Source organism: Bradyrhizobium sp. Mp19, assembly GCF_029952935.1.
Classification (GTDB): domain Bacteria; phylum Pseudomonadota; class Alphaproteobacteria; order Rhizobiales; family Xanthobacteraceae; genus Bradyrhizobium; species Bradyrhizobium elkanii.
The window spans coordinates 236,526-259,464 of record NZ_JASAUT010000007.1; the positions used below are offsets into that span (position 1 = coordinate 236,526).

Here is a 22,939-nt window from a genome sequence, read left to right on the forward strand (position 1 = left end):
ATTTCGGTGTCCTCAGACGTAATGGGGCCGGGTGCCGTCGGCTTCTGCTATTGGCCTCAGCCGACATGACCGAGCGCGCGTCGTTTGTCCGCTTCTGACGGTAATGCAGGCGTCATTCGGCGGGCGGATTTACGAGTACGCGCTCTAGCCGCCCTTCACCGCGCCCGCGGTGAGCCCCGCCACGATCTGCCGCTGCGCCATCACGGTGAGCAGCAGCACCGGCGCCGTCACGATCAATGCGGCGGCGGCGAGCGGGCCCCAGCTCAGCTGATCGAACGAGATCATGTTGTAGACCGCGACCGGCAGCGTGCGGGTTTCGCGCCCGGCCAGCACGATGCCGAACACGAAGTTGTTCCAGGAGAAGATCACCGCGAGGATGAAGGCGACCGCGAGCCCCGGCTTGGCGATCGGCAGCGCGACATGGCGGAACACCTGCCAGCGCGTCGCGCCGTCGATCAGCGCGGCTTCCTCCAGTTCCAGCGGCGTGGTCTCGAAATAGCCGATCATGATCCAGATCACGATCGGCACCGTGACGACGAGGTGGATGATGATCTGTGGCACCAGCGTGCCGAGCAGGCCGAGCCACTGGAACAGCAGGAACAGCGGGATCAGATACGACAGGCCGGGCGTGATGCGCGCGATCAGGATCACGATCGCCGACTTATGCGCGGCCATCCGCGCGATGCCGTAGCCCGCGGGCACGCCGACCAGCATCGCAAGTCCCGTGGCGCAGCCGGTGACCACAAGGCTGTTGCTGAAATAGGTCAGGAAGCGGTTGGAGGCGAACACGTCGGCATAGTTCTTCCAGGCGATATGCTCTGGAAAGAACACCGGTGGATAGGAAGCGTTGTCGATCTCGAATTTGAGCGACAGCGAGGCCATCCAGAGGAAGAACAGGATCGCCGGCGAGACGATGACGAACACCGACAGCCAAAGCCCGATCCGCCCGAGAATCTGACGCAAAGCTATCTGACGCGGGTTCATGCCTCGCCCCCGAGTTCAGATGTCCACAGCAGGCGCTTGCGCAAGTAAAGCAGCAGTGCCGCCAGCGCCACGATCAGGAGGAAGAACACCACCGCAATCGCCGATCCGTAGCCGAGGTCGTAATAGACGAAGGCGACGCTGTAGAGATAGACGTTGATGGTCTCCGACGCCGAACCCGGTCCTCCTTGCGTGATCGCGAAGATGATGTCGAAGCTCTTCACCGCGTCGATCATGCGGATCATGCCGGCGATGAACAGAAACGGCATGATCAAGGGCAACGTGATGAAGCGGAACACCTGCCAGAAATTGGCGCCGTCGATCTGCGCGCTTTCATAGGGTTCGGTCGGGATCGCAGCGAGGCCGCCGAGCACGATCAGCATCACCAGCGGCGTCCATTGCCAGGTCTCGACCAGCACCAGCGAGGGGATCACCGTCGCGGGGTTGAACACCCAGAGCTGCGGCGGCAGGCCGACCAGCGACAGCAGATAGTTGAGCACGCCAAGCTGCGGGTGGAACATCATGGTCCACACCAGCGCGATCGCCACCGGGGTCGCCATCATCGGCATGATGAAGATGCCGCGCAGGAAACCGCGCGCGGCGAACTTCTGATGGAATACCACCGCCGCCAGCGTGCCGAACACCAGCGGCAGTACGACCGACAGCGCCGTGTAGGACAGCGTGTGCCCGACCGCCTCGACGAAGCGCGGATCGGTCGGCAGCCGCAGATAGTTGGCGAGCCCGACGAAGACGGTCGGCGAGCCGACCTTCCATTCCTGCAGGCTCATCCAGATCGTGAACACCCACGGAAAGATGATCACCGCCAGCACCACGACCAGCGCCGGGATCACGAACGGCCAATAGGACGGCGGACGCCATTCACGCGCCGGCGCAACGCTCTCGGTCGTTGCCGCCGGCTCAGTCTGTGTTACGACGCTCACGCTTTTTCGCTACGCTCCAGGATGGGGCGGAATTGCTCGTGCGCCTTCTTCAGCTCGGTGGCGGGATCGGCGCCCGACAGCGTCGCGGTCAGCGCCGCGCCGACGATGTCGCGGAATTCGGCGACCGGGATGATGACGGGCAGGCCGAGCTTCGAGATCTTGGCGGAATCAACCACCGACTGCAGCCATTCCTTGGTCTTCACCCCCTTGGCGACTTCGGCATCGTCGACGATGGAGTTGCGGAACGGCACGCCGCCGCCGGCCTGCAGCAGGCGCGCGCCCTGGCCGCGCGAGACCACCCATTGGCAGAGCAAATAGGCGGCTTCCTTGTTCTTGCTCGCCGCGGCGATGCCGACGCCGTCGCCATAGGTCGAGGAGAACTTGCCCTTGGGACCGGCGGGCACCAGCGTGTAGCCGACCTTGCCGACGACGCGCGAGGCGGCGGGATCTTCCAGCGGCGGCGCCCAGCCGTCGGCGTCGATCCACATCGCCGACCGGCCTTGCGTGAAGGACGCCATCGACTCCATCCAGTTGAAGCCGGCGACGCCGGGAGGCGCGCATTTCGTCAGCAGCCGCTGATAGAGCTTGGTGGCTTCGATCGCCTCGGGGCCGTCGGTCAGGATGTTGCCCTTGGCATCGAGGAATTCGCCGCCATAGTTCAGATAGAAGTTGGTCCACATCGCCATGTTGGCGTTGCGCAGGCCGCGGCCGACGAAGCCGTAGATGCCTTCCTTCGGATCGGTCAGCTTCTCGGCCGCGATTGCCATCTCCTCGAGCGTCTTCGGGACCTCGACGCCCTTCTTCTGGAACAGCTCCTTGTTGTAGTAGAGGATGAAATAGTCGACCGACCATGGCAGCGACAGCATCTGGCCCTTGTCGTTGCGCGCATATTGCAGGCCGGCCGCCGAGAAATCGCTCTCGACGAGGTCCGGCGGCGTCATGCTCGGATCCTTCAGGTAGCCCGACATGTCGGCGAGCCAGCCGGCCTTCTCGAACTGCCGCTTCTGCACGTGATAGCTCAGGTGCACGACGTCGAAGCTCGGCTTGCCCGAGGACAGCTCGATCACGCATTTCTGGCGCTGCTGCTGCTCGGGAATCTGCTCCGACTCGACCTTGATGCCGGTGAGCTCGGTAAATTCCTTGATGTATTTTTGCAGATTGTCGCCGCGCGGCCCCTTGGCGAGGATCACCTCGAGCGTGGTGCCGGAATATTTCTTCCAGTTGATGTCGGCGCGGGCCGGAAATCCGGTCAATCCAACCGCGCCGGCGGCAGCGGTGCCGGCCAGCATCTGCCGGCGCGAGATCAGGTGATGCGACATGTTTCTCTCCCTGGACGGTTCTTGTTTGGGAGAGATACTAGCGCCTCAACTTTCTGTGCCTAGTCCCACATGCGCGGCGCCGTTGCATAACGCTGCGCCGCGCATGGTATGGCAGCTATGCCTTGACGAAAGCGAGCAGGGTGCCGTTGCCGGAGGCCGGCGGCACGGTGATGCTGTTGCCGCTCTTCACGCCGGCTGAGCCCAGCGCCTTCTCGGTCGCGGCAAGATCGGCCGCGATCACGAGGCCGGCGCCGCCGCGGTCGGACAGGCCATCCAGCGATACGCCGGGATAACGTTTGCCGAGCTGATCCCTGGTCAGGAACACGAAGTCGGCGCGGTCGCCGCCGGACGGCACCGCAACGGCACCGTCGGCGTCATTCCTGGCGGCGACGTCGATCATCTTGGAGAGATGCGCGGCATCGGCTGCGGGATCGGGCGAGACGATCAGCACCTGCTTGAGGCGTTTTGCCCCATTGGCGTGCGTCATCAATTCGGGAATCCACACCGTCTCGCGGGTCTTGTGCTGGCAGGCGAAGATGCGGACGCCGCCGGGCGCCTCCGCGGTCGGCCATTGGAAGGTACGGAATTTCGCTGCGGAGACCGTGCCATCAGGCAGGGTCACCGGGCGTTCGAAATCGGTCGGCCCGATGGGCGCATAGCCGCGCGCGCGAATCTCCTCGGCGCCGGCAGCGGAATCCACCGCGGTGAACGCAATGCGTTCGATGCCTTCGCCGCGCTTTTCGAGGAAGGCGCGCGCCGGAGCGTTGTGTTCGGTCGGCGTCAGCACGCCGAGCAATTCCATGTAATCGGGGTCGAACATGATGGTGTAATTGCCCGATCCCATATGCGCGCTATGGGTGCCGCGCGGCGACACGGTGAAGCCGAGCCGCTTGTAGTTCTCGGCGGCCTTGTCGAGGTCCTTCACCATGACCACGGCGTGATCGATTCCGATGACGTTCTTGAGTGCCACTTGTTGTCTTCCCGGCTGGAATAGGAGAGTAGAATTAGCTAACCAGAATGACCGGGCGCCCGCAAGGAAGGATCATGATGAACAGCAATGCCGTGCGCTGGCCCAATTCGCTCTGGGCAGCAGTGACGCCCTCCGGCCCTGATTGTCCCGAGCTGACCGGCGCGCAGCAGGCCGATGTCGTGATCATCGGCGGCGGCTTCACGGGTCTATCGACCGCACTGCATCTGCGCGAGGCCAATGTCGACGTCGCGATCGTCGAGGCCGCCGAACCGGGCTGGGGCGCCTCGGGGCGCAACAACGGCCAGGTGATCCCGACGCTGTCGCGTCCCGATCCCGATGACATCATCGCGAGGCACGGCGCGGCCGGCGAGCGCTTCGTCGCGGTGCTGCGCGACAGCGCCGCTGATCTGTTCGACGTCGTCAGGCGCTACAACATCGAGGCCGAGCAGGAGCAGGCCGGCTGGGTGCAGCCGGTGCACTCGCCGGGCCGCATCAGGATCGCGGAGCGGCGGGTGCAGCAATGGTCGAAATTCGGCGCGCCTGTTGAGCTGCTGTCGCGCGATCAGACCAGCGACATGCTCGGCTCGGATGCCTGGTACGGCGGCTTCTGGAACAGGACCGGCGGCCACGTCAATCCGCTGGCGCTGGCGCGGGGCCTTGCGCGCACCGTGCTCGGCCTCGGTGCGCGGATCTATGCCCGCTCGCCGGCACTCAGTTTCGAGCGCCGCGGCGATCGCTGGGTGGTGAAGACGGAAAAGGGTGAAATTTCCGGCCGCGCGCTGGTGGTCGCGACCAATGCCTATAGCGGCGAGTTCGCGAAATCGCTGGTGCCGAAGATCGCGACCGAGGTGATGCCGGTGCTGTCGTGGCAGATGGCGACGCAGCCGCTGTCGGACAATGTCCGCAAGACCATCATCCCCGCCCGGCAGGCGATGTCGGACACCCATGGCGAACTGTATTTCGCGCGCTACGACGCCCGCAACCGCCTCGTCACCGGCGGTGCCGTGCTCGGCCCCGGCGACAAGACCGGGCGGCTGAAGGCGCGGGTGACCGAGCGGTTGCAGCGCCTGTGGCCGCAGATCGGCGACGTCTCCTTCGACTATGTCTGGAACGGCTATGTCGGGATGACCGCGGATTTCCTGCCGCGCATGCACCGGCTGGGTCCGAACGCTTATGGCTGGACCGGCTGCAACGGCCGCGCGGTCGCATTGACGATCCCGCTCGGCCGCGAATTGGCACGCGCGGTCCAGGGCGTCCCGGAAAGCGAGCTGGCGCTGCCGTTCTCCGAGCCGGTGCAGTACATGGCGCATGGCTTGTTGCGCAAGCTCGCGCCCTGGATGCTGTTGCTCTACCGGCGCCGCGACGCGCAGGAGCTGGTCAAGGGCGATCGTTTCGAGTTGCTGCGATGGGCGGAGTATTTCCTCGCCTCGCGCCGTTCACGGTAAGCGCGGAGCAACGTCGCGCCACGCACGCGAGATAAAGGGCATGGAGGGCAAGCCGCCCGAGGTGGGGACTGGTCGGAGAACGTCGCTGGAAGAGTGAGGGCCCAAGGGGGGGCCCAAGCAGGTTCGGCCGGCTGCCGCGATCACGAGGATTCCGCCGTTGACGGAGAGCGTTGTGGAAACCCCGACGCGACGCAGGCGTTATTGCCAGATAGCAACCCTGGGAGGTGGGCATGGCGAGGAAGCGCATTGGTATTCTTACGGGAGGCGGCGACGTCCCTGGCCTTAACGCGGTGATCAAGAGCGTGACTTATCGCGGCAGCGAGGACGACATCGAGGTTGTCGGTCTCCGCCGCGGCTGGGAGGCCCTCACGCACCTCAACCTCGACGACCCGTCGAGCAAGTCCCATTACATCATCCCGCTGAACCGCGAAAACACGCGCGTCATCGACCGGCGCGGCGGCACCGTGCTGCACTCGAGCCGCACCAATCCCTCCAAAATGAAGAAGTTGCCCGATCATCTCGCGGGCCGCGACTTTCCGGTTTCCCGGAGCACCAAGGGTGGCATCGCAACCGCGACGTGGGACCTCACCAACGAGGTGCTCGCGAATCTCGCGGGGCTCGGTATCGAACATCTGATCGCCATCGGCGGCGACGATACTCTCAGCTACGCGGACAAGCTCAACAGGCGAGGCGTCAAGATCATTGCCATTCCGAAGACGATGGACAACGACGTTCGCAACACCGAATACTGCATCGGCTTCTCGACCGCGATCACCCGTGCCAGCGATGCCATCCAGCGCCAGCGCACCACCGTCGGCTCGCACGAGCGAATCGGCATTTTCCGCGTCTTTGGTCGCGATGCCGGCTTTACGGCACTCTATACCGCATACGCAACCTCGATCCGATGCGCCATACCGGAGTACAAGGTCAATCTCGACAAGCTGATCCAGCTTCTCCTCGATGACAAGCACGGCAACCCAAGCAACTACGCGCTGATCGTGCTCAGCGAGGGCGCCGAGTGGGAAGGCTACAGGGTGCAGGAATTCGGCGAGCCTGACGCCTACGGTCACCGCAGGAAGGCGAGCGTGGCCGAAGCGTTCGCGGACGAGATCAAGCGGCGCACCGGCGAGGAGACCATCGTTTCTGACCTCACCTACGACCTGCGGTCAGGCGATCCGGACTTCATCGACAAGCTTGTGGCGCTGACGTTCGGCAACATGGCTTACGATGCGATCCTGGAAGGCAAAACCGGCCTCATGTCGGCGCTGGTCGAGGGCCGCTACGACCTCGTGCCGATCCCCGACGCCAAGCTCGGGCCACGCAAATTGGACGTCGCAAGCGCCTACAACACCGAGCGCTACCGTCCTCTCTATTCCAACAAGCGGGGCCTGCCGATCTTTCTCAACCGCGCTTCATAGGGCGGGTGGTAACCCCATCGAGCATGACGAGCTATTCCAGATGCGTCGATAGCCCGTATCGACACGCGGTGACGGAGGGGCCATAGTTCCGCAAGCAATTTGCGCAGGGAACCTGTCGCACCACACGACGTTCTTTTTCGCAAATGAGCGCGCCGTCGCCCCCGGCGCAGCGAGCGCCGAGGCGAAGGCGCTGCGCTGCGGTCGGAGGGATGCTCATGAAACTCACCATTTCGGTCATCAAGGCTGACATTGGCTCCGTTGGGGGCCACACGAAACCATCTGCGCGCATGATGGCGGCTGTCGAAGGGGAGGTCGCGAAAGCGATCGACAACGGTCTCCTGATCGACGGTTTCGTGCGCCATACCGGCGACGATATTGCGATCATCATGACGCACACGCGGGGCGAAGGGAGCTCCGAAGTCCACCAATTCGCCTGGAAGACGTTTCTCGCGGCCACTGCGGTTGCGAAGACCTCCGGGCTCTACGGCGCCGGCCAGGATCTTCTCGTCGACGCCCCTTCCGGAAACGTTCGCGGCGCGGGCCCGGCCGTCGCCGAACTCAGCTTCGACCACAGCCTCTCGGGCGCGAGACCCGCGGAGTCCTTCATGGTGTTCGCCGCGGACAAATGCGGCCCCGGCGCCTACAACCTGCCGCTCTATCTGGCTTTTGCCGATCCCATGTATTGCGCCGGGCTGATGCTGCCCCCGATGATCAAGGGCTTCCGTTTCCATATCATCGATATGGACAACACGGCCGGCGACAGCGTGATCGAACTCGATGCGCCCGCGGACGGCTACCACATTGCGGCGCTGCTTCGCGACAACGAGCGCTTCGGCATTGATCGCATCGTCTCGAAAACCTATGGCGAGGTCGCCGTCGCCGTTTCGGCGCAGCGCCTTCACTCCATCGCAGGCAAGTACACCGGCAAGGATGATCCGGTCGCGGTCGTCAGGAACCAGGGCATTTTCGCGGCGCCCGAAGAAATCATCTCGCCCTTCGCCAAGGCGCACTTCGTGGGCGGCGATGCGCGCGGCTCGCATGTGATGCCGCTCATGCCGGTGCCGCTCAACACCCCGGTGACGGGGATGTACTGCCTGCCGATCGTGTCCTGCGTCGGCTTCTCGATCGACCGGGACGGGAAGTTCTCGGAGTCCTATACCGATTTCTTTGACAACCTTGCGTGGGACGAGGTCCGCCGGCGCGCGCAGCGCAAGGCGATCGAGATGCGCAGCCAGGGCTGGTCCGGCGCTGCGATGCTGCCCTATTCAGAGCTGGAATATGGCGGCTTCCGCGACACGGTATCCGGATTGCTGAAGCGCTTCCGGCTGCGCGAGGAGCCCAAGCCGCAAGCGGCGGAGTAGGGCCGCGCGTGCCCGGTTATACGGTTGCGGTGCCGTGCTCGCGCGCGAACGCGCCGCCGGGGATCGCCGACAGCAGCGCCTGCGTATAGGGGTGCTGCGGCTTGCCGAACACCTCGGCGGTCAGCCCTTGCTCGACCACGGCGCCATCCTTCATCACGGCGACGAGATCGCAGATCTGTGCAGCGACCCGCAGATCATGCGTGATGAAGATGATGGAGAGGCCGAGCTGCTGGCGCAGCCCGGCGAGCAGCTTCAAGACCTGCGCCTGCACCGAGACGTCGAGCGCCGAGACCGGCTCGTCGGCCACCAGCACGTCCGGCTTCAACGCCAGTGCCCGGGCGAGCCCGATGCGTTGCCGCTGGCCGCCGGAGAATTCGTGCGGGTAGCGATCGCCGGCGGACGGATCGAGGCCGACCAGCTCGAACAGCTTTCGCGCTTCCGCAATCGCGGTGGCGCGGTCGGTGCCGTGCACGATCGGTCCCTGCGCCACCAGCTCGGCCGCCTTGCGGCGCGGATTGAGCGAGGCGAACGGATCCTGGAACACCATCTGGATGTGGCGGGTCTCGCGCCTGATATCGTCGCGGCCGAGCTTTGCCCAGTCCTTGCCGTCGAGCACGATCGACCCGGTGTCGGGATCGATCAGCCGCACGATGCAGCGCGCAAGCGTCGATTTGCCCGAACCGGATTCGCCGACGATGCCGAGCGTCGCGCCGCGCGGCAGGTGCAGCGAGACATTCTTGACGGCTTCCGTGATCCGCGCCCCGCGGCCGAGGAAGCCGCCGGTGCGGTAGGTTTTCGAGACACCGTCGATGGTCAGGATGTCCTTGCCGGAGAGAATGCGCGGCGGTGGCGCCGTCAGCGGCGGAACGGCCGCAATCAGTTGTTTCGTGTAGGCATGCTGCGGATCGTTCAGCACCTTGTCGGCCGCGCCTTGCTCGACGATCGCGCCGTGCTGCATCACCACGACGCGGTCGGCGATCTCGGCGACCACGCCGAAATCATGCGTGATGAACAGCACCGCGGTCTTCTTGCGCTGCTGCAAATCGCGGATCAGCTTCAGGATCTGTGCCTGCGTCGTGACGTCGAGCGCGGTGGTCGGCTCGTCCGCGATCAGGAGCTTCGGGTCGAGCGCCAGCGCCATCGCGATCATGGCGCGCTGGCGCTGGCCGCCGGAGAGCTCGTGCGGGTAGGCCTTCGCGGCAGCCTTGGGGTCGGGGATGCGGACGTCGTCGAGCAGCGCCAGCACCCGCGAATTGATCTCGGACTTCGACAGGCCGGTGTGGATCGCAAACATCTCGCCGATCTGGTCGCCGATGGTGCGCAGCGGATTGAGCGCGGTCATCGGCTCCTGGAAGATCATCGCAATCCCGGCGCCGCGCACGTCGCGCATTTCGGCGCTGTCGGCAGCGCAGAGGTCGCGGCCGTCGAACATCATCCGGCCCCGTTCGATCGTCACCTCGTTCGGCAGCAGCCGCATGATGGCGTTCGCCATCATCGACTTGCCGGAGCCGGACTCGCCGACCACGCAGAGGATCTCGTTGGAGGCGACCGACAGCGAGATGTCGGACAGCGCATGGGGGCGGTCGGCGCCCTTGGGCAGGCGCACCGTCAGGGCGTCGAGGGAAAGGACGCTCTCGCTCATCGGCTCTTCAGCCTCGGATTGAGCGCGTCGTTGAGGCCCTGGCCGACCAGCGACACCGCGAGCACGGTGACGAGGATCGCAATGCCGGGGATCGCCGAGACGTACCACTGCACCCGGAGCACGTCGCGGCCGAGCCCGATCAGATTGCCCCAGGAGGCGACGTTGGGATCGGACAGCCTCAGGAAGGCGAGCGCGCTTTCCAGCAGGATCGCGACCGCCATCACCACGCTGGCGTAGACGATCACAGGCGGCAGCGCGTTGGGCAGGATTTCGCCGAGGATGAGCTGGACGTCCTTCATGCCGAGCGTCTTGCCGGCCTGCACGAATTCGCGGTTGCGCAGCGACAGGAACTCGGCGCGGGTCAGCCGCGCCGGCGCCGGCCATGACACCACGCCGACCGCGATCGTCACCGTGGTCAGGGTCGAGCCGAACACCGCGACCAGCACCAGCAGCAGCACGAAGTTCGGCAGCGTCTGGAACGCTTCCGTGATCCGCATCAGGACATTGTCGACCCAGCCGCCGTAATAGCCGGCGAAGGCGCCGACCAGGATGCCGATCAGGATCGCGATCACGGTGGCGACGCCGCCGATCAACAGCGAGATGCGCGCGCCGTAGAAGATCTGGGCGGCGATGTCACGGCCGGAATTGTCGGTGCCGAGCAGGAAGCGCGGGTTGGAGAACGGCCAGATCAGCGGCCGGCCCGCCAAAGCGAGCGGATCGCGCGGATAGAGGAGACCCGCGCTGATTGCCATCGCGATGACAAGCAGCAACAGGATTAGGCCGATCACCGCGGCCGGGCTGCGGAAGTAGCGTTTCACGGCATCCATCGTCAGCCCTCCGCCGCGATGCGCGGATCGAGCCGCGCGTAGAGCAGGTCGACGACGAAATTCACTGATATGACCAGCAGTGCGGACACGAAGACGATGCCGAGCAGGGTGTTGAGGTCGCGCTGCACCACGGATTCATAGGCGAGGCGACCGAGGCCGGGCAGGGAGAACACGCTCTCCACCACGACCGAGCCGCCGAGCATGGTGCCGGCCTGCAATCCGATCAGCGTCACCATCGGCAGCAGCGCGTTGCGCAGCACATGGCGGGTGACGACATGGGTCTCGTCCAGCCCCTTGGCGCGGGCGGTGCGGACGAAATCGAGGTTCAAGACCTCCAGCATCGAGGCGCGCATGATGCGCAAATAGATCGCGAGGAAGATCAGCCCGAGCGTCAGCGTCGGCAGCACCAGATGGGCCGCGATATCGAGCACGCGCCAGATTCCGGTCTGCACGTTGCCGATATCCTCGAAGCCGCCCGGCGGCAGCCACTGCAGATAGACCGAGAACAGCACGATCGCCATCAGCCCGAACCAGAACGAGGGCGTGGCGTAGAAGATCAGGCCGAGGGTGGAGATCATCGTGTCCGGCCAGCGGTTGACGCCACGCGCGGCGATCACGCCGAACACCAGGCCAAAGAAGAACGCGAATGACAGCGACGCCGTCATCAGCAGGATGGTCGGCGGCAGCCGTTCCAGGATCACGGTCGCCACCGGCTTGCCGTAGATCGAGGAGAAGCCGAGGTCGAGCCGGACCAGGTGCCACAGATAGTTGCCGAGCTGCGCCGGAACCGAGAGGTTCAGCCCGTAGAATTTGCGCAGCGCCTCGGCGGTTGCGGCGTCGCCGCCGCCCATCTGCGCCATCAGCGCATCGACGGTGTCGCCCGGCGCGAGCTGCAACAGCAGGAACACGCCGATCAGGATCAGGAACAGGGTCGGGATCGAGGCGGCGAGCCGCCGCCCCGCAAGGCTCAGGATACGCATGCCTTATTGTGGCCGATAAGGAGTTGGAGCGCGACGACTTTCGTCGCGCCATTTCGATCTGTTCGTCAAGACACTGATTTCAACGGGCCAGTCCGCGCCGGCCAATTCCTCATCCTGAGGAGCTTGCGGAGCAAGCGTCTCGAAGGATGAGGCCACCACCGGGGCCTCATGGTTCGAGACGCGCTTCGCGCTCCTCACCATGAGGGGTGAGCCACGCCTCACGCACTCAGCCAAAGATCGTGCCAGCTCGTCGAGCCCCAGCGCGGCGTGTTGGAGTGGTTGCGCGCCTTGGCCGTGATCACGGTGACGAAGATCTGCTCGATCGGCATCCAGACCGGCAGCTCGGTGTTCACCTCCTTGACGAAATCGGCATAGAGCGCCTTGCGCTTGGCCGGATCGACTTCGGTGGCGGCATCGTCGATGGTCTTGTCGACGGTCTTGTCCTCCCAGCCCCACTGGTTGGTCCACGGCGCGCCCTTGGGCTGGCCGGAGCGGTACCACACCGTGGTCGAGACCGCGGGGTCGTTGCGATACTGGTGCCAGCCGGTCGCGAGATCGAAGGCGTGCTCGTCATAGACCTGCTTGAGGAAGCCGCCGCCGTCGTTGCGCACGATGTCGACCTGGATGCCGATTTCTCCCAGCGACTGCTGGATGAAGGTCGACCACAGCGAGATGTCCTCGCCCCACGGCGCCGGCAGGAGCCTCAGCGAGAAGCGGTTGCCGCCGGAGGCCTTGAAACCGGCCTCGTCGAGCAGCGCGATCGCCTTGGCCTTGTCATAGGGATATTGCGGCGTGTTCGGCCCCGGATAGAAGTCGGTCGAGGTCGACGGGATCGGGCCGGTGCCGAGCTTGGCGAAATCGCCCAGGAAATTCTCGATGAAGAACGGCACGTTGATCGCGTGCGCGATGGCGCGGCGGACCCGGATGTCGGACAGCTCCTTGCGGCGGAAGTTGAACTCGATGGTGTTGGTGCGGGCGTTGCCCTCATTGCCCTTGGTCGAGACGATGAAGCGCTTGTCCTTGCCGAGCCGCGCCATGTCCGAAATGGTCAGGCCCGAGAACGGGCTGTAGTGCAGCTCGCCGGCCTCCATCTGGGCGGCCGCGGCGGCGCGGTCGGTGATCACCTTCCAGACGATGCGGTCGAGATAGGGCGCGTTCGGCCGCCAATAGTCCGGGTTGCGGTCGGCGATGATGTATTGACCGCGCTCGTATTTGACGAATTTGAACGGGCCGGTGCCGACCGGCGCCAGATTGGTCGGGTTCTGCCTGATGTCGCCGCTCTCATAGAGATGCTTGGCGGAGACATAGCCGAGGTCGGGCAGGGCGCGAAGCAGCAGGTTCAGCGGCATCGGCCGCTCGTAGCGGAAGATCGCGGTCTGCGGATCGGGCGTATCGACCGATGTGAGGAACAGCTGCAGCGTCGATCCGTAGTTGAGGATCTTCTTCCACATGTTCATCGCGGTGAAGGCGACGTCCTCCGAGGTGAACGGCTTGCCGTCGTGCCAGGTGATGCCCTTGCGCAGCTTGAAGGTGACGGTCTTGCCGTCCGGCGTCGCCTCCCAGCTCTCGGCGAGCACCCCGACCGGCTGGCCGTTGGCGTCGAGGTCGACCAGGTTCTCCTGAATCTTGCCGCCGATGATGTAGACGCCGGTCGAGGCCTGGATGCTGGGATTGAGCTGGCGCTGCTCGGCGCCGTAATGGACGTTGAACACGCCGCCCTTGCGCGGGGTTTCCTGCGCGAAGGCCCGCATCGGATTGATGACATTGGCCGCAATCGCGGCCGAGGTCAGAAGGGCCGTGCGGCGGTTGATCTCGAGGCGGCTCAAATCCATACGCGGGTCTCCAGCTCATACATAAAGGCTTGCATCCGGCGGCCAGCCGATCGGTCGTGGCCACGCTTCGCGGATGTTACCTTGGATTGGGAACCCGAGTCATTTTCTAATGCCTCGGCCTTTTGGAGGATCGTTTCCAAAACCTGAAGTGGCCTGCCGCAGCGCTTCGCAACCCGGACTGCGCGCAGCATTGTCGCACTCGGGCCGCGCGGGATGCGCTTGGTGATTCTCTCGAGGGGGCGTTTTCGGGAGCACCGAAGCCGCGCAAACCCTGTAAATTTAGGGGTCGGAAGCGCCTTGACTGGAAAAAACACTGGAAAAATCCCTGATTCAGGGGCTGTCCACAGCGATATTGTGGTGGGGAGTGCAGAAAACACTGTTTTTCTCGGCGTTTTCCGCCATATCGTGCCCACTCCAGAATCAATGGAGCAACCATGGCTACCCAACTGTCGAAGTCGCAAGTGATCGAGAAGATCGCGACCACCACCGAACTCTCCAAGCGCGACGTCAAGAACGTTTTGGACTCGCTCGTCGATGTCGGCCACAAGGAGCTGAAGAAGAACGGGGTGTTCCTTGTCCCCGGCTTCGCGAAGTTCGTTGTGGTCAAGAAGCCTGCGACCAAGGCGCGCAAGGGCACCAACCCCTTCACCGGCGAAGAGATGATGTTCAAGGCCAAGCCGGCCCGGAAGATCGTCCGCGCACGGCCGGTCAAGGCCGCCAAGGACGCGGTTTAAGACGAGAAGGCCTCCGGTGACGGAGGCCTTTTGCTTTTGAGCCGTCGCTTCCTGCCGTTGGTTGCCAGCCCGCGTTTTCCAGCGAGTGGACACCGGTTCGCGTGAAGAAAACGCGCCAAAGCAGAATCTGGAGCTCTGGTTCTGGTTGAACCAGGACCGGGGCTCTAGACTACCGGCGACCGGCCACCATCGACATTGATCGCGGTACCGGTGATGTAGGAGCCTTGCTCCGAGGCCAGGAAGCAGGCGAGGTTGGCGAACTCCTCGGCCGTGCCGATGCGGCCGAGCGGCGTGCCCTTGGCAAGGCCCTTGGCGAATTCCCCGAAATCCGTGCTCGGCGCCTGGGCAGCATGCCGCTTGACCCACTGATCGCTCATGATCAGGCCGACCAAGAGCGCATTCACCAGGATGTTGTGCTCGCCGCCTTCATTGGCCATGACCTTGGTCAGCGCCATGCCGGCCGCGCGCGACACCGAGGTCGGCGCGGAATTGCCGGCCGGCGCCTTCGCAAAGGTGTTGAGCACGTTGATGATGCGGCCCCATCTGCGCTGCTTCATGCCCGGCCATACCAGCCGGCTGAAGCGGATCGCGGCAAACAGTTTCAGGTCGAGGTCTTCCTGCCAGGCCTCGTCGCTGATGCTCTCGAACGCCAGCGTGCGCGCCGTGCCGGCGTTGTTGACGAGAACGTCTATCTTGCCGAGATCGGCAACGATCTGGGCGTGGGCTTTGGTGATGTCGGCGGCCTTCGCGACGTCGCAGACGTAATCGCGCACCACGAGGCCGTCCCTGGCGAGCGCTTCGCGCGCCGCCGCGAGGTCGGCGGCGCCGCGGGCGAGGATCGCGACCTTGGCGCCGGACTCCGCAAACCGCCGTGCCACCGCGATCCCGATGCCCTTGCTGCCGCCGGTGACCACCGCGACGCGGTCCTTCATCGATAGTTGCATGCTGCTCTCCCTGTTGTCGTTGCGGACGGCGTCAAAGAAATTCTGCCGCACCGATGCTGCGTGAAAGGCTTGAACCGGAAATCGCCCATCTTTGAAATTGCTGCGATCCGCAAAATCAAACACGCTTGCCCTCTCCAATACTGTCTTTCGAGGGGGAAAGCGAGCATGCGAAACTGGCTGGGTCGAAGTCTTGCGCTGGCGATGGCCGGCTTGCTTCTGGGCTGGAGCGCGCTTCCGTCAGCGCAGGCGAGAGACAAGGTCTTTCGCGTTGCGTTTCAGAAGGGCGGCGGCAATCTGATCTTCCTCAAGGAGCGCGGTATCCTTGAGCAGAAACTGGCGCCGCTGGGCTGGACGGTGAGCTGGAACGAATTTCAGGCCGGCCCGCAGCTGCTCGAATCCCTGAATATCGGCGCGGCCGATTTCGGTCCGGTGGGCGAGGCGCCGCCGATCTTCGCGCAGGCCGCCGGCGCCAACATCGTCTATGCCGGCTACGAGCCCGCGTCGCCGCGAAACGAGGCGATCATCGTGCCGAAGGACAGCCCGATCAAGACGATTCCCGATCTGCGAAAGAAGCGCGTCGCGTTGAACAAGGGATCGAACGTCAATTACTTCCTGGTGCGCGCGCTGGAAGCCAACGGTTTGACCTATCAGGATATCGAGCCGGTCTACCTTGCCCCGGCGGATGCGCGCGCGGCGTTCGAACGCGGCGCGGTGGACGCCTGGGTGATCTGGGATCCATATTATGCCGCAGCGGAAATCGGCCTCGGCGCGCGCAGCATTGCGGATGCGAGCGGCCTGGCAGCCAATGTTTCCTTCTACATCGCATCGCGGCCGATCGCCGAAGAGAATCCGAAGGTGCTGACGACCGTGCTGACGGCGATCGACGAGATCGATCTATGGATCAGGGACAACCGCAAGCAATACGCGGCCGAACTCAGTCCGAAGATCGGTCTGCCCGCCGACATCATCGAGCGCTCGGTCAATCGCGCCGAGCTCGGCGCCCGGCGCGTGGACGCTTCGGTGCTTGCGGAGCAGCAGAAGATTGCCGATGTCTTCACCCGCCTCAAGCTGATCCCGAAGGCGATCAACGTATTCGATGCCGAATGGAAGACGGAGTAAGCAGGCGGCACTCCTTGAGCAGGGCTCCCAGCGCGCTCCCCAGCAATGGCGTTTGTTAGGAAGCGCCGGTCTCATCGGGCAACTCGGCGACCAGGAAGCGATCAGAGCCGTCGGCAAATTCATCGGCGACGTCGCGATACAGCATGGCTTCTTCGGGGGTGGCCGCACGGATGCGCGCGGGCTCCCCTGCCTGCGATGGCTCGCGGTGTCGACGATGAAACGCCTCGAAGGCCGCGGCGAGCCATGGCGTCCGCAGCAATTGCCGGGCCTGCGCAAGGCTCGCAGCCTCAAACGCGAACGCCGCATGCTGGCGGGTCTCGATCACAAAAACCGTTCGTTGCCTGATTGCCATTGTGCGTATCGGGAGCTCTAGTGTCCCGAATCCGAAGTTCGCATCATTCGCCGCACCTTCGGGACGAACTTCGGATTCGATAAGGACACTAGCAAACTTATGATTCTAGTGTGCTTTATGAATGCGAAGTTCGTGAAGGTGGTTGCCGCGAAATCGCACGAACTTCGCATTCAGCACACTAGAGCGAAAGCATCACCAGCAGCGTCATGCAGGCAAGATGCGCTGCGACGATCAACGCGAGATGGAGCGGACCGGACATCGGAGGTCTCCATGGTGGTGCGCGGCTTGATGCTCGTTAGGTGGGCACCGCCGTCTGTCTCCCTCCCCCTGAAAGGGGGAGGGCGGGGTGGGGGTTGCCCTCCCCGGACGCTGGCGTTCGCGGAGGCAGGATCCCCACCCGGTTTGCTGCGCAAACCGACCTCCCCTTTTCAAGGGGAGGTGAAGGACCGCCGCTAGTTCAAGCTCGCGCTTGCCGTAAAGCTGCGGTCGACGGCCTTGCCGACGTCGAGCGTCTTGCCGAGGATGCCATAGCGCGTGGCGCGATCGGAGGCGGCCTGCACCTCCTTCACCACGGCCTCGTCGATCGCGATCGGGCTCGTCTTCTGGGCGGTGTAGGCGGCGAGCAGCACGTCTTCCGGCAGCTTGGTCAGCTCGGCTGTGTTCCTGGCATACTCGGCGAGATGGTCGAGCGACCACAGCCGCGCCTTGTTGAGCCGCTGCAACAGGTCCTGCACCGCCGCGCGCTTGGTTGCGATGGCGTTGTCGGAGGCGACGATGAAGGTGATGGTCGGCGTCAGCCCTTCGCCGTCGGCGACGACGCGCGCCTTGTCCTTCAGCGTGGCGTAGGAAATGTAAGGCTCCCACACCGCCCAGGCGTCGATCGAGCCGGCGAGCAGCGCGATCTTGGCGTCGACCGGGCCGAGCGGGGCCAAGGTCGCGTCCTCGATCCTGCTGCCGGCCTTCTCCAGCGTCGCGTTGATCAGGAACTGCCCCCAGCCGCCCCGCGTGCCGGCAAGGCGTTTGCCCTTCAAATCGGCCGCCGTCTTGATCGGCGAATCCCCGCGCACCAGGATCGCCTGCGTCCGCGCATCGGAGCGCGTGCCGCCGATCGCCTTGATCGGCGCGCCCGACGCATAGACGGTGAGGAAGGACAGATCGCCGGTGTAGCCCACGTCGAGCGCGCCGGCGTTTATCGCCTCCAGGATCGGCGCTGCGGCCGGGAATTCCGACCACTCGATCTTGTAGGGCAGGTCCTTGGCGAGGCCGGAAATTTCCAGCAGCGAGCGGTTGCCGCCCTTCTGGTCGCCGACGCGCAGCACGATCGCGTCAGCCGCGAGTGCCGCGGCCGACGTCGACAGCGTGATCACGGCTGTGATCAGCGCGGCCGCCGTGCGGCGGGTGAAAGTATAGGGAGAACCCGAACGGGTCAGTTTGTGCATTTGAAGTTTCTTTCTGATTCATTCGCTGCGCGGCGGAACGCGCGGCAGCGTTCGATCAAGTCTATGAGCAAGCCGTTCGCCGTCAACGAAACGGAAATCTGAATTCGCCGGCTGCGCGGCAAGGATGATCTCGTCAGGCATGCGGTGCGTAGAAGACATCGCGCATGCGACCGCAAAACGCTCAAATTTGATGCAGTCGCGGTGATCGCGCCGCATCTCCGTGTGGGACGATCGTGAAAATCCTTTCATCGCCGCGCGATGCGATCGTGGAGAGTTCGGCTGTGGCGTCGACAACATTCGAAATTCCATTTCATTGACGATGAACTTGTCGCGCCGCATCATTTGCACGTTGCTTTGAGTGCAATCGCGCCGGAGAAATCCGCTTTTACTAAAACCATGAGCTTCGAACGACGGGGCGCGCAGACACGCTTTGCGCGCGGGGCGGAGCCTTGCCGAAATGCAGGAGTGATGATGTCGAGAGATAACAAGAAGACGGTGATGGATCGCCGCACATTGCTGCGTGCCGGCGCCGCCGCGGCCTTTGCCGCGCCGATCGGGGCGTATAGTGCGCAGGCCTTCGCGCCACGGGCGATCACGCCGGCGATCGATTTCTCCGAATTCCCAATCTGCAAGACCGCGTCCGATGCACCGGCTTTGACCGGCGCGCCGCGCAAGCTGAAGCTGTCCTGGAACGCCGGCGCGGTCTGCCTTGCGCCGCTGCCGGTCGCGATCGACCACGGCTTCTTCCAGAAGCAGAATCTCGACGTCGAGCTGGTCAACTATTCGGGCTCGACCGACCAGCTGCTGGAAGCGATCGCCACCGGCAAGAGCGACGCCGGTCTCGGCATGGCGCTGCGCTGGCTGAAGCCGCTGGAGCAGGGCTTTGACGTCAAGATCGCCGCCGGCACCCATGGCGGCTGCATGCGCGTCCTGACCCGCACCAATTCCGGCATAGGCAAGCTCGCCGATCTCAAGGGCAAGATCGTCGCGGTCGGCGATCTCGCCGGTCCCGACAAGAACTTCTTCTCGATCCAGCTCGCCAAGCTCGGCATCGACCCGATCAAGGACGTCGACTGGCGCGCCTATCCCGGCAATCTGCTCAACGTCGCGGTCGAGAAGGGCGAGGTGCAGGCCTTCCTGTCGTCGGACCCGCTGGCCTATCTCTGGCTGAAGGATGCGCAATACAAGGAGGTCGCCTCCAACCTCGACGGCGAATATCGCGACAAGAGCTGCTGCATCGTCGGCCTGCGCGGCAGCCTGGTGCGCGAGGAGCCTCAAGTCGCGCGCGCCATCACCCAGGCGCTGCTCGATGCGGCGATGTTCACCTCGCAGAACCCGGACAAGGCGGCGAAGTCGTTCCAGCCCTATGCGCCGAAGGCGGCGAGCCTCGCCGATCTCGAGGCAATGGCACGCTACCACACCCATCACCATCATCCGACCGGCGAGGTGCTCAAGCGCGAGCTGAAGGGCTACGCCGACGACCTCAAGACGGTGCAGGTGTTCAAGCAGAGCACCGACACGGCAAAATTCGCGGAGCGGATCTATGTCGACGTATTCAGTGTCTGACACGACGGCCGCGCCCGCGCCGCGCGCGGCGGTCACGTTCTCGAACCTCTCCGGCAGTTACGGTGTCGGCCTTGCGGCGAGCCTCGTCTGGCTCGCCTTCGGCCTCTCATGCCTTTATTGGCCCGATGTCGGCGACTGGTCGCGGACCGGATCGCTCGGCATCGGTGCGATCGTCATCGCCGCCTTCATCCTGTTCGGCACGGTCAGCGCGGATTATCTCGGCGGCGCCGGGCCGGCGCTGCGCAAACGCGCGCCGTGGCTGGTGGCGTTCGGCGCCTTCGTGACGCTGTGGGAGGTCGCCACCGCAAAGTTCGCCTGGCTGCCGCTGCCGTTCTTCCCGCCGCCGCAGTCGATCCTCGAAGTCTACACCGACGATCTGCCAAAACTGCTCGACAGCGTGTTCGCCTCGATCAAGCTGCAGCTCGGCGGCTACATCATCGGCGCAACCGTCGGCTTTATCACCGGTGTCTCGATCGGCTGGTCGCAGAAGATCGGTTATTGGGTGCATCCGGTGCTGCGTTTCATCGGCCCGCTGCCGGCCACCGCCTGGCTGCCGATCGCCTTCTTCACCTTTCCGTCGAGCTGGAGCGCCTCGACCTTCCTGATCGCGCTCGCCACCGGCTTCCCGGTGACGGTGCTGACCTGGTCGGGCGTGGCGAGCGTCAGCAGCGCCTATTACGACGTCGCGCGCACGCTCGGCGCGAAGCCATCGTTCCTGGTGCTGAAGGTCGCGATCCCCGCCGCGCTGCCGCATGTGTTCGTCGGCCTGTTCATGGGGCTCGGCTCGTCCTTTGCGGTGCTCGTCGTCGCCGAGATGATCGGCGTCAAGGCCGGGCTCGGCTGGTACCTGCAATGGGCGCAGGGCTGGGCGGCCTATGCCAACATGTACGCGGCGCTGATCGTGATGTCGCTGCTCTGCTCCGGCGCGATCACGCTCTTGTTCCGCACCCGCGACCGCCTGCTGGTCTGGCAGAAGGGCGTCGTCAAATGGTAGTGCAGTCCGCCGCCGAAGCAATCACCTATCCTGCGGTCGGCGCCGAACTCGATATCGAAGGCGTCAGCCACGCCTTCGATATCGATGGCGCCACGCTGCCGGTGCTCGACAATGTCAATCTCTCGATCGCGCCGGGCGAGTTCGTGGCGCTGCTCGGCCCGTCCGGCTGCGGCAAGTCGACCTTGCTGCGGCTGGTCGCGGGGCTGGAAAAGCCCCGGTCCGGCTCGCTGCGCGAGGATGAAGTCCGCATCGCCGGCCCGCATCCGTCGCGGGTTGTCGTGTTCCAGGATCCAACGCTGTTTCCGTGGCGTACGGTGTGGGACAATGTCGCGCTTGGCCTCGAAGCGCAGGGCATCCTGAAGGCGCAGCGCCACCGGGTCGATGATGTCATCGAGTTGGTCGGCCTGTCCTCGTTCCGCAACGCCTATCCGCACCAGCTGTCCGGCGGCATGGCGCAGCGCGTGGCGCTGGCGCGGGCGCTCGTCAACGATCCGAAAATCCTGGTGCTCGACGAGCCGCTCGGCAAGCTCGATTCGCTGACGCGGATCGCGATGCAGTCCGAACTCGTGGCGCTGTGGCAGCGCAAGGGCTTTACCACGCTATTGGTCACCCATGACGTCGAAGAGGCGCTGGTGCTCGCCAACCGCGTCATCGTGCTCTCCGATCGGCCGGCGCGGATCGAGGCGGACATCGCTGTCGCCCGGCCGTACCCGCGGCATCGCGGCGATCCTTATCTGGCTGAGCTGCGCAAGCAGATTCTCGGCCTGCTCGGGCTGGAGGCGACATGGTGACATCAGCGGCGAGGGAGCTGCCGCCGGCGAACGAGTCGGAGCACATCGCGCGCGCGTTGCGGCTCGCCGAGGTGTTTGCCGCGCGTGCGCCGGCGCACGACCGCGACGCCAGCTTTCCGTTCGAGAATTTCGCCGATCTGTCGCGCGAAGGTCTGCTGGCGCTGACCGTGCCGGCCGCGCTCGGCGGCGGCGGAGCGGGCGCCCGCGACGCCACGCGCGTGCTTGGCATCATCGGCAAGGCTGATCCGTCGACCGCGCTGGTGCTGTCGATGCATTACATCCAGCATCTGGTGATGGCGCGCAGCACGCGTTGGCCGGGCCGGCTGTCGCGCAAGCTCGCCAAGGAAACGGTCGAAGGCGTGGCGCTGATCAACGCGCTGCGCGTCGAGCCCGAGCTCGGGTCGCCCGCGCGTGGCGGCCTGCCGGCGACCACAGCGCGTCGCACCGAAACTGGCTGGCGGCTGACCGGCAGGAAGATCTATTCGACCGGCGCGCCGATCCTGAAATGGTATTCGGTCTGGGCAAAGACCGATGAGCCGGAGACCCGTGTCGGCTTGTTTCTGGTTCCCGCCGGTCTGCCGGGAACGCGGATCGAGGAGACCTGGGATCATCTCGGCCTGCGCGCCAGCGGCAGCCACACCGTGATCTTCGACGACGTGGTGTTTCCGCTGGATTACGAGATCGACGTCCGCAGGCCCGACGACTGGAAGGTTCCTGACGTCACCCAGGCGACCGTGCACGCGATCTTCGTCGCCGCGATCTATGACGGCATCGCCCGCGCTGCCCGCGACTGGCTGGTCAAATTCCTGAAGGAGCGGGTGCCCGCCAATCTCGGCGCGCCGCTCGCGACCTTGCCGCGGATGCAGGAGGTCGTCGGCGCGATCGAGGCGCGGCTCGCGGTCAATGCCCGCCTGATCGACAGCTTCGCCGCCGATTTCGATAACGGCTTCCCGCTGTCCGCGATCGAGTCTAACATCATCAAGCTGACGGTGACCAACAACGCCGCGGCAGTGGTGGAGGATGCCTTGTCGCTGACCAGCAATCACGGCCTGTCGCGAACCAATCCGCTGGAGCGGCATTACCGTGACGTGCTGTGCGGCCGCGTCCATACCCCGCAAGACGATGCCACCCGTGTCTCCGCCGGACGCTCCGCGCTGGGCGTCTGAAAAACAATAGAGCGTTTTCAAGCGAAGTGGATACCGGTTCGCGTGAAGAAAACGCGTCAAAGCAAGAATCTAGAGCTCCGTTCCGATTCTATCGGAACGGAAATGGCTCTAGCCAACA

At 64.7% G+C, this 22,939-nt stretch carries 21 protein-coding genes; 9 read left to right on the top strand and 12 right to left on the bottom strand.

Features of this window, described 5'->3' with window-relative positions; translation table 11 throughout:
* Positions 1 to 144 precede the first annotated feature (144 nt).
* From QJT82_RS12145 to QJT82_RS12160, 4 genes are all read right to left on the bottom strand, one after another.
* Complete coding sequence (locus tag QJT82_RS12145) at positions 145 to 969, bottom strand: carbohydrate ABC transporter permease (RefSeq protein ID WP_028339436.1); 825 nt, start codon at positions 967 to 969, stop codon at positions 145 to 147.
* Positions 970 to 980: 11 nt separating this feature from the next.
* A complete protein-coding gene (locus tag QJT82_RS12150) occupies positions 981 to 1,922 on the bottom strand; it encodes a sugar ABC transporter permease (RefSeq protein ID WP_028339435.1) in 942 nt (313 codons plus the stop codon).
* A complete protein-coding gene (locus tag QJT82_RS12155) occupies positions 1,919 to 3,241 on the bottom strand; it encodes a sugar ABC transporter substrate-binding protein (protein ID WP_028339434.1) in 1,323 nt (440 codons plus the stop codon). Before QJT82_RS12155 ends, QJT82_RS12150 begins: the two co-directional genes overlap by 4 nt.
* A gap of 115 nt (positions 3,242 to 3,356) precedes the next feature.
* The gene (locus QJT82_RS12160; RefSeq protein WP_028339433.1) at positions 3,357 to 4,211 is read right to left on the bottom strand and encodes a VOC family protein; all 855 of its coding nucleotides are present in this window, start codon (positions 4,209 to 4,211) and stop codon (positions 3,357 to 3,359) included.
* A 77-nt stretch (positions 4,212 to 4,288) separates the two neighbouring features.
* Between QJT82_RS12160 and QJT82_RS12165 the strand changes: the two genes are divergently transcribed.
* From QJT82_RS12165 to QJT82_RS12175, 3 genes are all read left to right on the top strand, one after another.
* The gene (locus tag QJT82_RS12165; protein ID WP_028339432.1) at positions 4,289 to 5,656 is read left to right on the top strand and encodes an FAD-binding oxidoreductase; all 1,368 of its coding nucleotides are present in this window, start codon (positions 4,289 to 4,291) and stop codon (positions 5,654 to 5,656) included.
* A gap of 230 nt (positions 5,657 to 5,886) precedes the next feature.
* A complete protein-coding gene (locus QJT82_RS12170; RefSeq protein WP_028339431.1) occupies positions 5,887 to 7,074 on the top strand; it encodes a 6-phosphofructokinase in 1,188 nt (395 codons plus the stop codon).
* A gap of 215 nt (positions 7,075 to 7,289) precedes the next feature.
* Positions 7,290 to 8,435, top strand: coding sequence for a fructose 1,6-bisphosphatase (locus QJT82_RS12175; RefSeq protein WP_028339430.1), 1,146 nt, complete (start codon positions 7,290 to 7,292; stop codon positions 8,433 to 8,435).
* A gap of 16 nt (positions 8,436 to 8,451) precedes the next feature.
* On the opposite strand, the gene QJT82_RS12180 is transcribed toward QJT82_RS12175, so the two are convergent.
* From QJT82_RS12180 to QJT82_RS12195, 4 genes are all read right to left on the bottom strand, one after another.
* The gene (locus QJT82_RS12180) at positions 8,452 to 10,077 is read right to left on the bottom strand and encodes an ABC transporter ATP-binding protein (protein ID WP_028339429.1); all 1,626 of its coding nucleotides are present in this window, start codon (positions 10,075 to 10,077) and stop codon (positions 8,452 to 8,454) included.
* Positions 10,074 to 10,904 (bottom strand): ABC transporter permease, encoded by an 831-nt coding sequence (locus tag QJT82_RS12185; RefSeq protein WP_016843116.1) that lies wholly within the window; start codon positions 10,902 to 10,904, stop codon positions 10,074 to 10,076. Before QJT82_RS12185 ends, QJT82_RS12180 begins: the two co-directional genes overlap by 4 nt.
* A 2-nt stretch (positions 10,905 to 10,906) precedes the next feature.
* Entirely contained in the window at positions 10,907 to 11,884 is a 978-nt protein-coding gene (locus QJT82_RS12190) for an ABC transporter permease (RefSeq protein WP_028339428.1), read from the bottom strand.
* Positions 11,885 to 12,102: 218 nt separating this feature from the next.
* On the bottom strand, positions 12,103 to 13,716 hold the full coding sequence (locus QJT82_RS12195) for an ABC transporter substrate-binding protein (protein ID WP_028339427.1): 1,614 nt from the start codon (positions 13,714 to 13,716) through the stop codon (positions 12,103 to 12,105).
* Positions 13,717 to 14,150: 434 nt separating this feature from the next.
* Here QJT82_RS12195 and QJT82_RS12200 point away from each other — a divergent pair, with 434 nt between their 5' ends.
* Positions 14,151 to 14,450, top strand: coding sequence for an HU family DNA-binding protein (locus QJT82_RS12200; RefSeq protein ID WP_016843119.1), 300 nt, complete (start codon positions 14,151 to 14,153; stop codon positions 14,448 to 14,450).
* 164 nt (positions 14,451 to 14,614) lie between these two features.
* Here QJT82_RS12200 and QJT82_RS12205 read toward each other — a convergent pair whose 3' ends face one another.
* Positions 14,615 to 15,394: an SDR family oxidoreductase gene (locus tag QJT82_RS12205; protein WP_028339426.1), complete on the bottom strand. Its 780-nt coding sequence runs from the start codon at positions 15,392 to 15,394 to the stop codon at positions 14,615 to 14,617.
* Positions 15,395 to 15,559: 165 nt separating this feature from the next.
* On the opposite strand from QJT82_RS12205, the gene QJT82_RS12210 reads away from it, so the two are divergent.
* Positions 15,560 to 16,513, top strand: a complete 954-nt coding sequence (locus tag QJT82_RS12210; protein ID WP_035631109.1) for a sulfonate ABC transporter substrate-binding protein — start codon at positions 15,560 to 15,562, stop codon at positions 16,511 to 16,513.
* Between the two features lie 55 nt (positions 16,514 to 16,568).
* Here the strand turns inward: QJT82_RS12210 and QJT82_RS12215 are convergent, their stop codons facing one another.
* The 3 genes from QJT82_RS12215 to QJT82_RS12225 all read right to left on the bottom strand — a co-directional run bounded on the left by QJT82_RS12215 (position 16,569) and on the right by QJT82_RS12225 (position 18,646).
* The gene (locus QJT82_RS12215) at positions 16,569 to 16,838 is read right to left on the bottom strand and encodes a hypothetical protein (RefSeq protein ID WP_028339424.1); all 270 of its coding nucleotides are present in this window, start codon (positions 16,836 to 16,838) and stop codon (positions 16,569 to 16,571) included.
* Between the two features lie 479 nt (positions 16,839 to 17,317).
* On the bottom strand, positions 17,318 to 18,304 hold the full coding sequence (locus tag QJT82_RS12220; protein ID WP_155258376.1) for an ABC transporter substrate-binding protein: 987 nt from the start codon (positions 18,302 to 18,304) through the stop codon (positions 17,318 to 17,320).
* 18 nt (positions 18,305 to 18,322) lie between these two features.
* Positions 18,323 to 18,646, bottom strand: a complete 324-nt coding sequence (locus tag QJT82_RS12225; RefSeq protein WP_028339422.1) for a hypothetical protein — start codon at positions 18,644 to 18,646, stop codon at positions 18,323 to 18,325.
* A 129-nt stretch (positions 18,647 to 18,775) separates the two neighbouring features.
* Here QJT82_RS12225 and QJT82_RS12230 point away from each other — a divergent pair, with 129 nt between their 5' ends.
* Genes QJT82_RS12230 through QJT82_RS12245 form a run of 4 tightly spaced genes read left to right on the top strand, consistent with a single transcriptional unit; the run spans position 18,776 to position 22,821 of the window.
* Positions 18,776 to 19,870, top strand: a complete 1,095-nt coding sequence (locus QJT82_RS12230) for an ABC transporter substrate-binding protein (RefSeq protein WP_028339421.1) — start codon at positions 18,776 to 18,778, stop codon at positions 19,868 to 19,870.
* Positions 19,848 to 20,864, top strand: a complete 1,017-nt coding sequence (locus tag QJT82_RS12235) for an ABC transporter permease subunit (protein WP_028339420.1) — start codon at positions 19,848 to 19,850, stop codon at positions 20,862 to 20,864. Before QJT82_RS12230 ends, QJT82_RS12235 begins: the two co-directional genes overlap by 23 nt.
* Positions 20,858 to 21,655, top strand: coding sequence for an ABC transporter ATP-binding protein (locus QJT82_RS12240; protein ID WP_028339419.1), 798 nt, complete (start codon positions 20,858 to 20,860; stop codon positions 21,653 to 21,655). The genes QJT82_RS12235 and QJT82_RS12240 overlap by 7 nt, the downstream gene beginning before the upstream one ends.
* Complete coding sequence (locus QJT82_RS12245; protein WP_028339418.1) at positions 21,649 to 22,821, top strand: acyl-CoA dehydrogenase family protein; 1,173 nt, start codon at positions 21,649 to 21,651, stop codon at positions 22,819 to 22,821. The genes QJT82_RS12240 and QJT82_RS12245 overlap by 7 nt, the downstream gene beginning before the upstream one ends.
* The last annotated feature ends 118 nt before the right edge of the window (positions 22,822 to 22,939 follow it).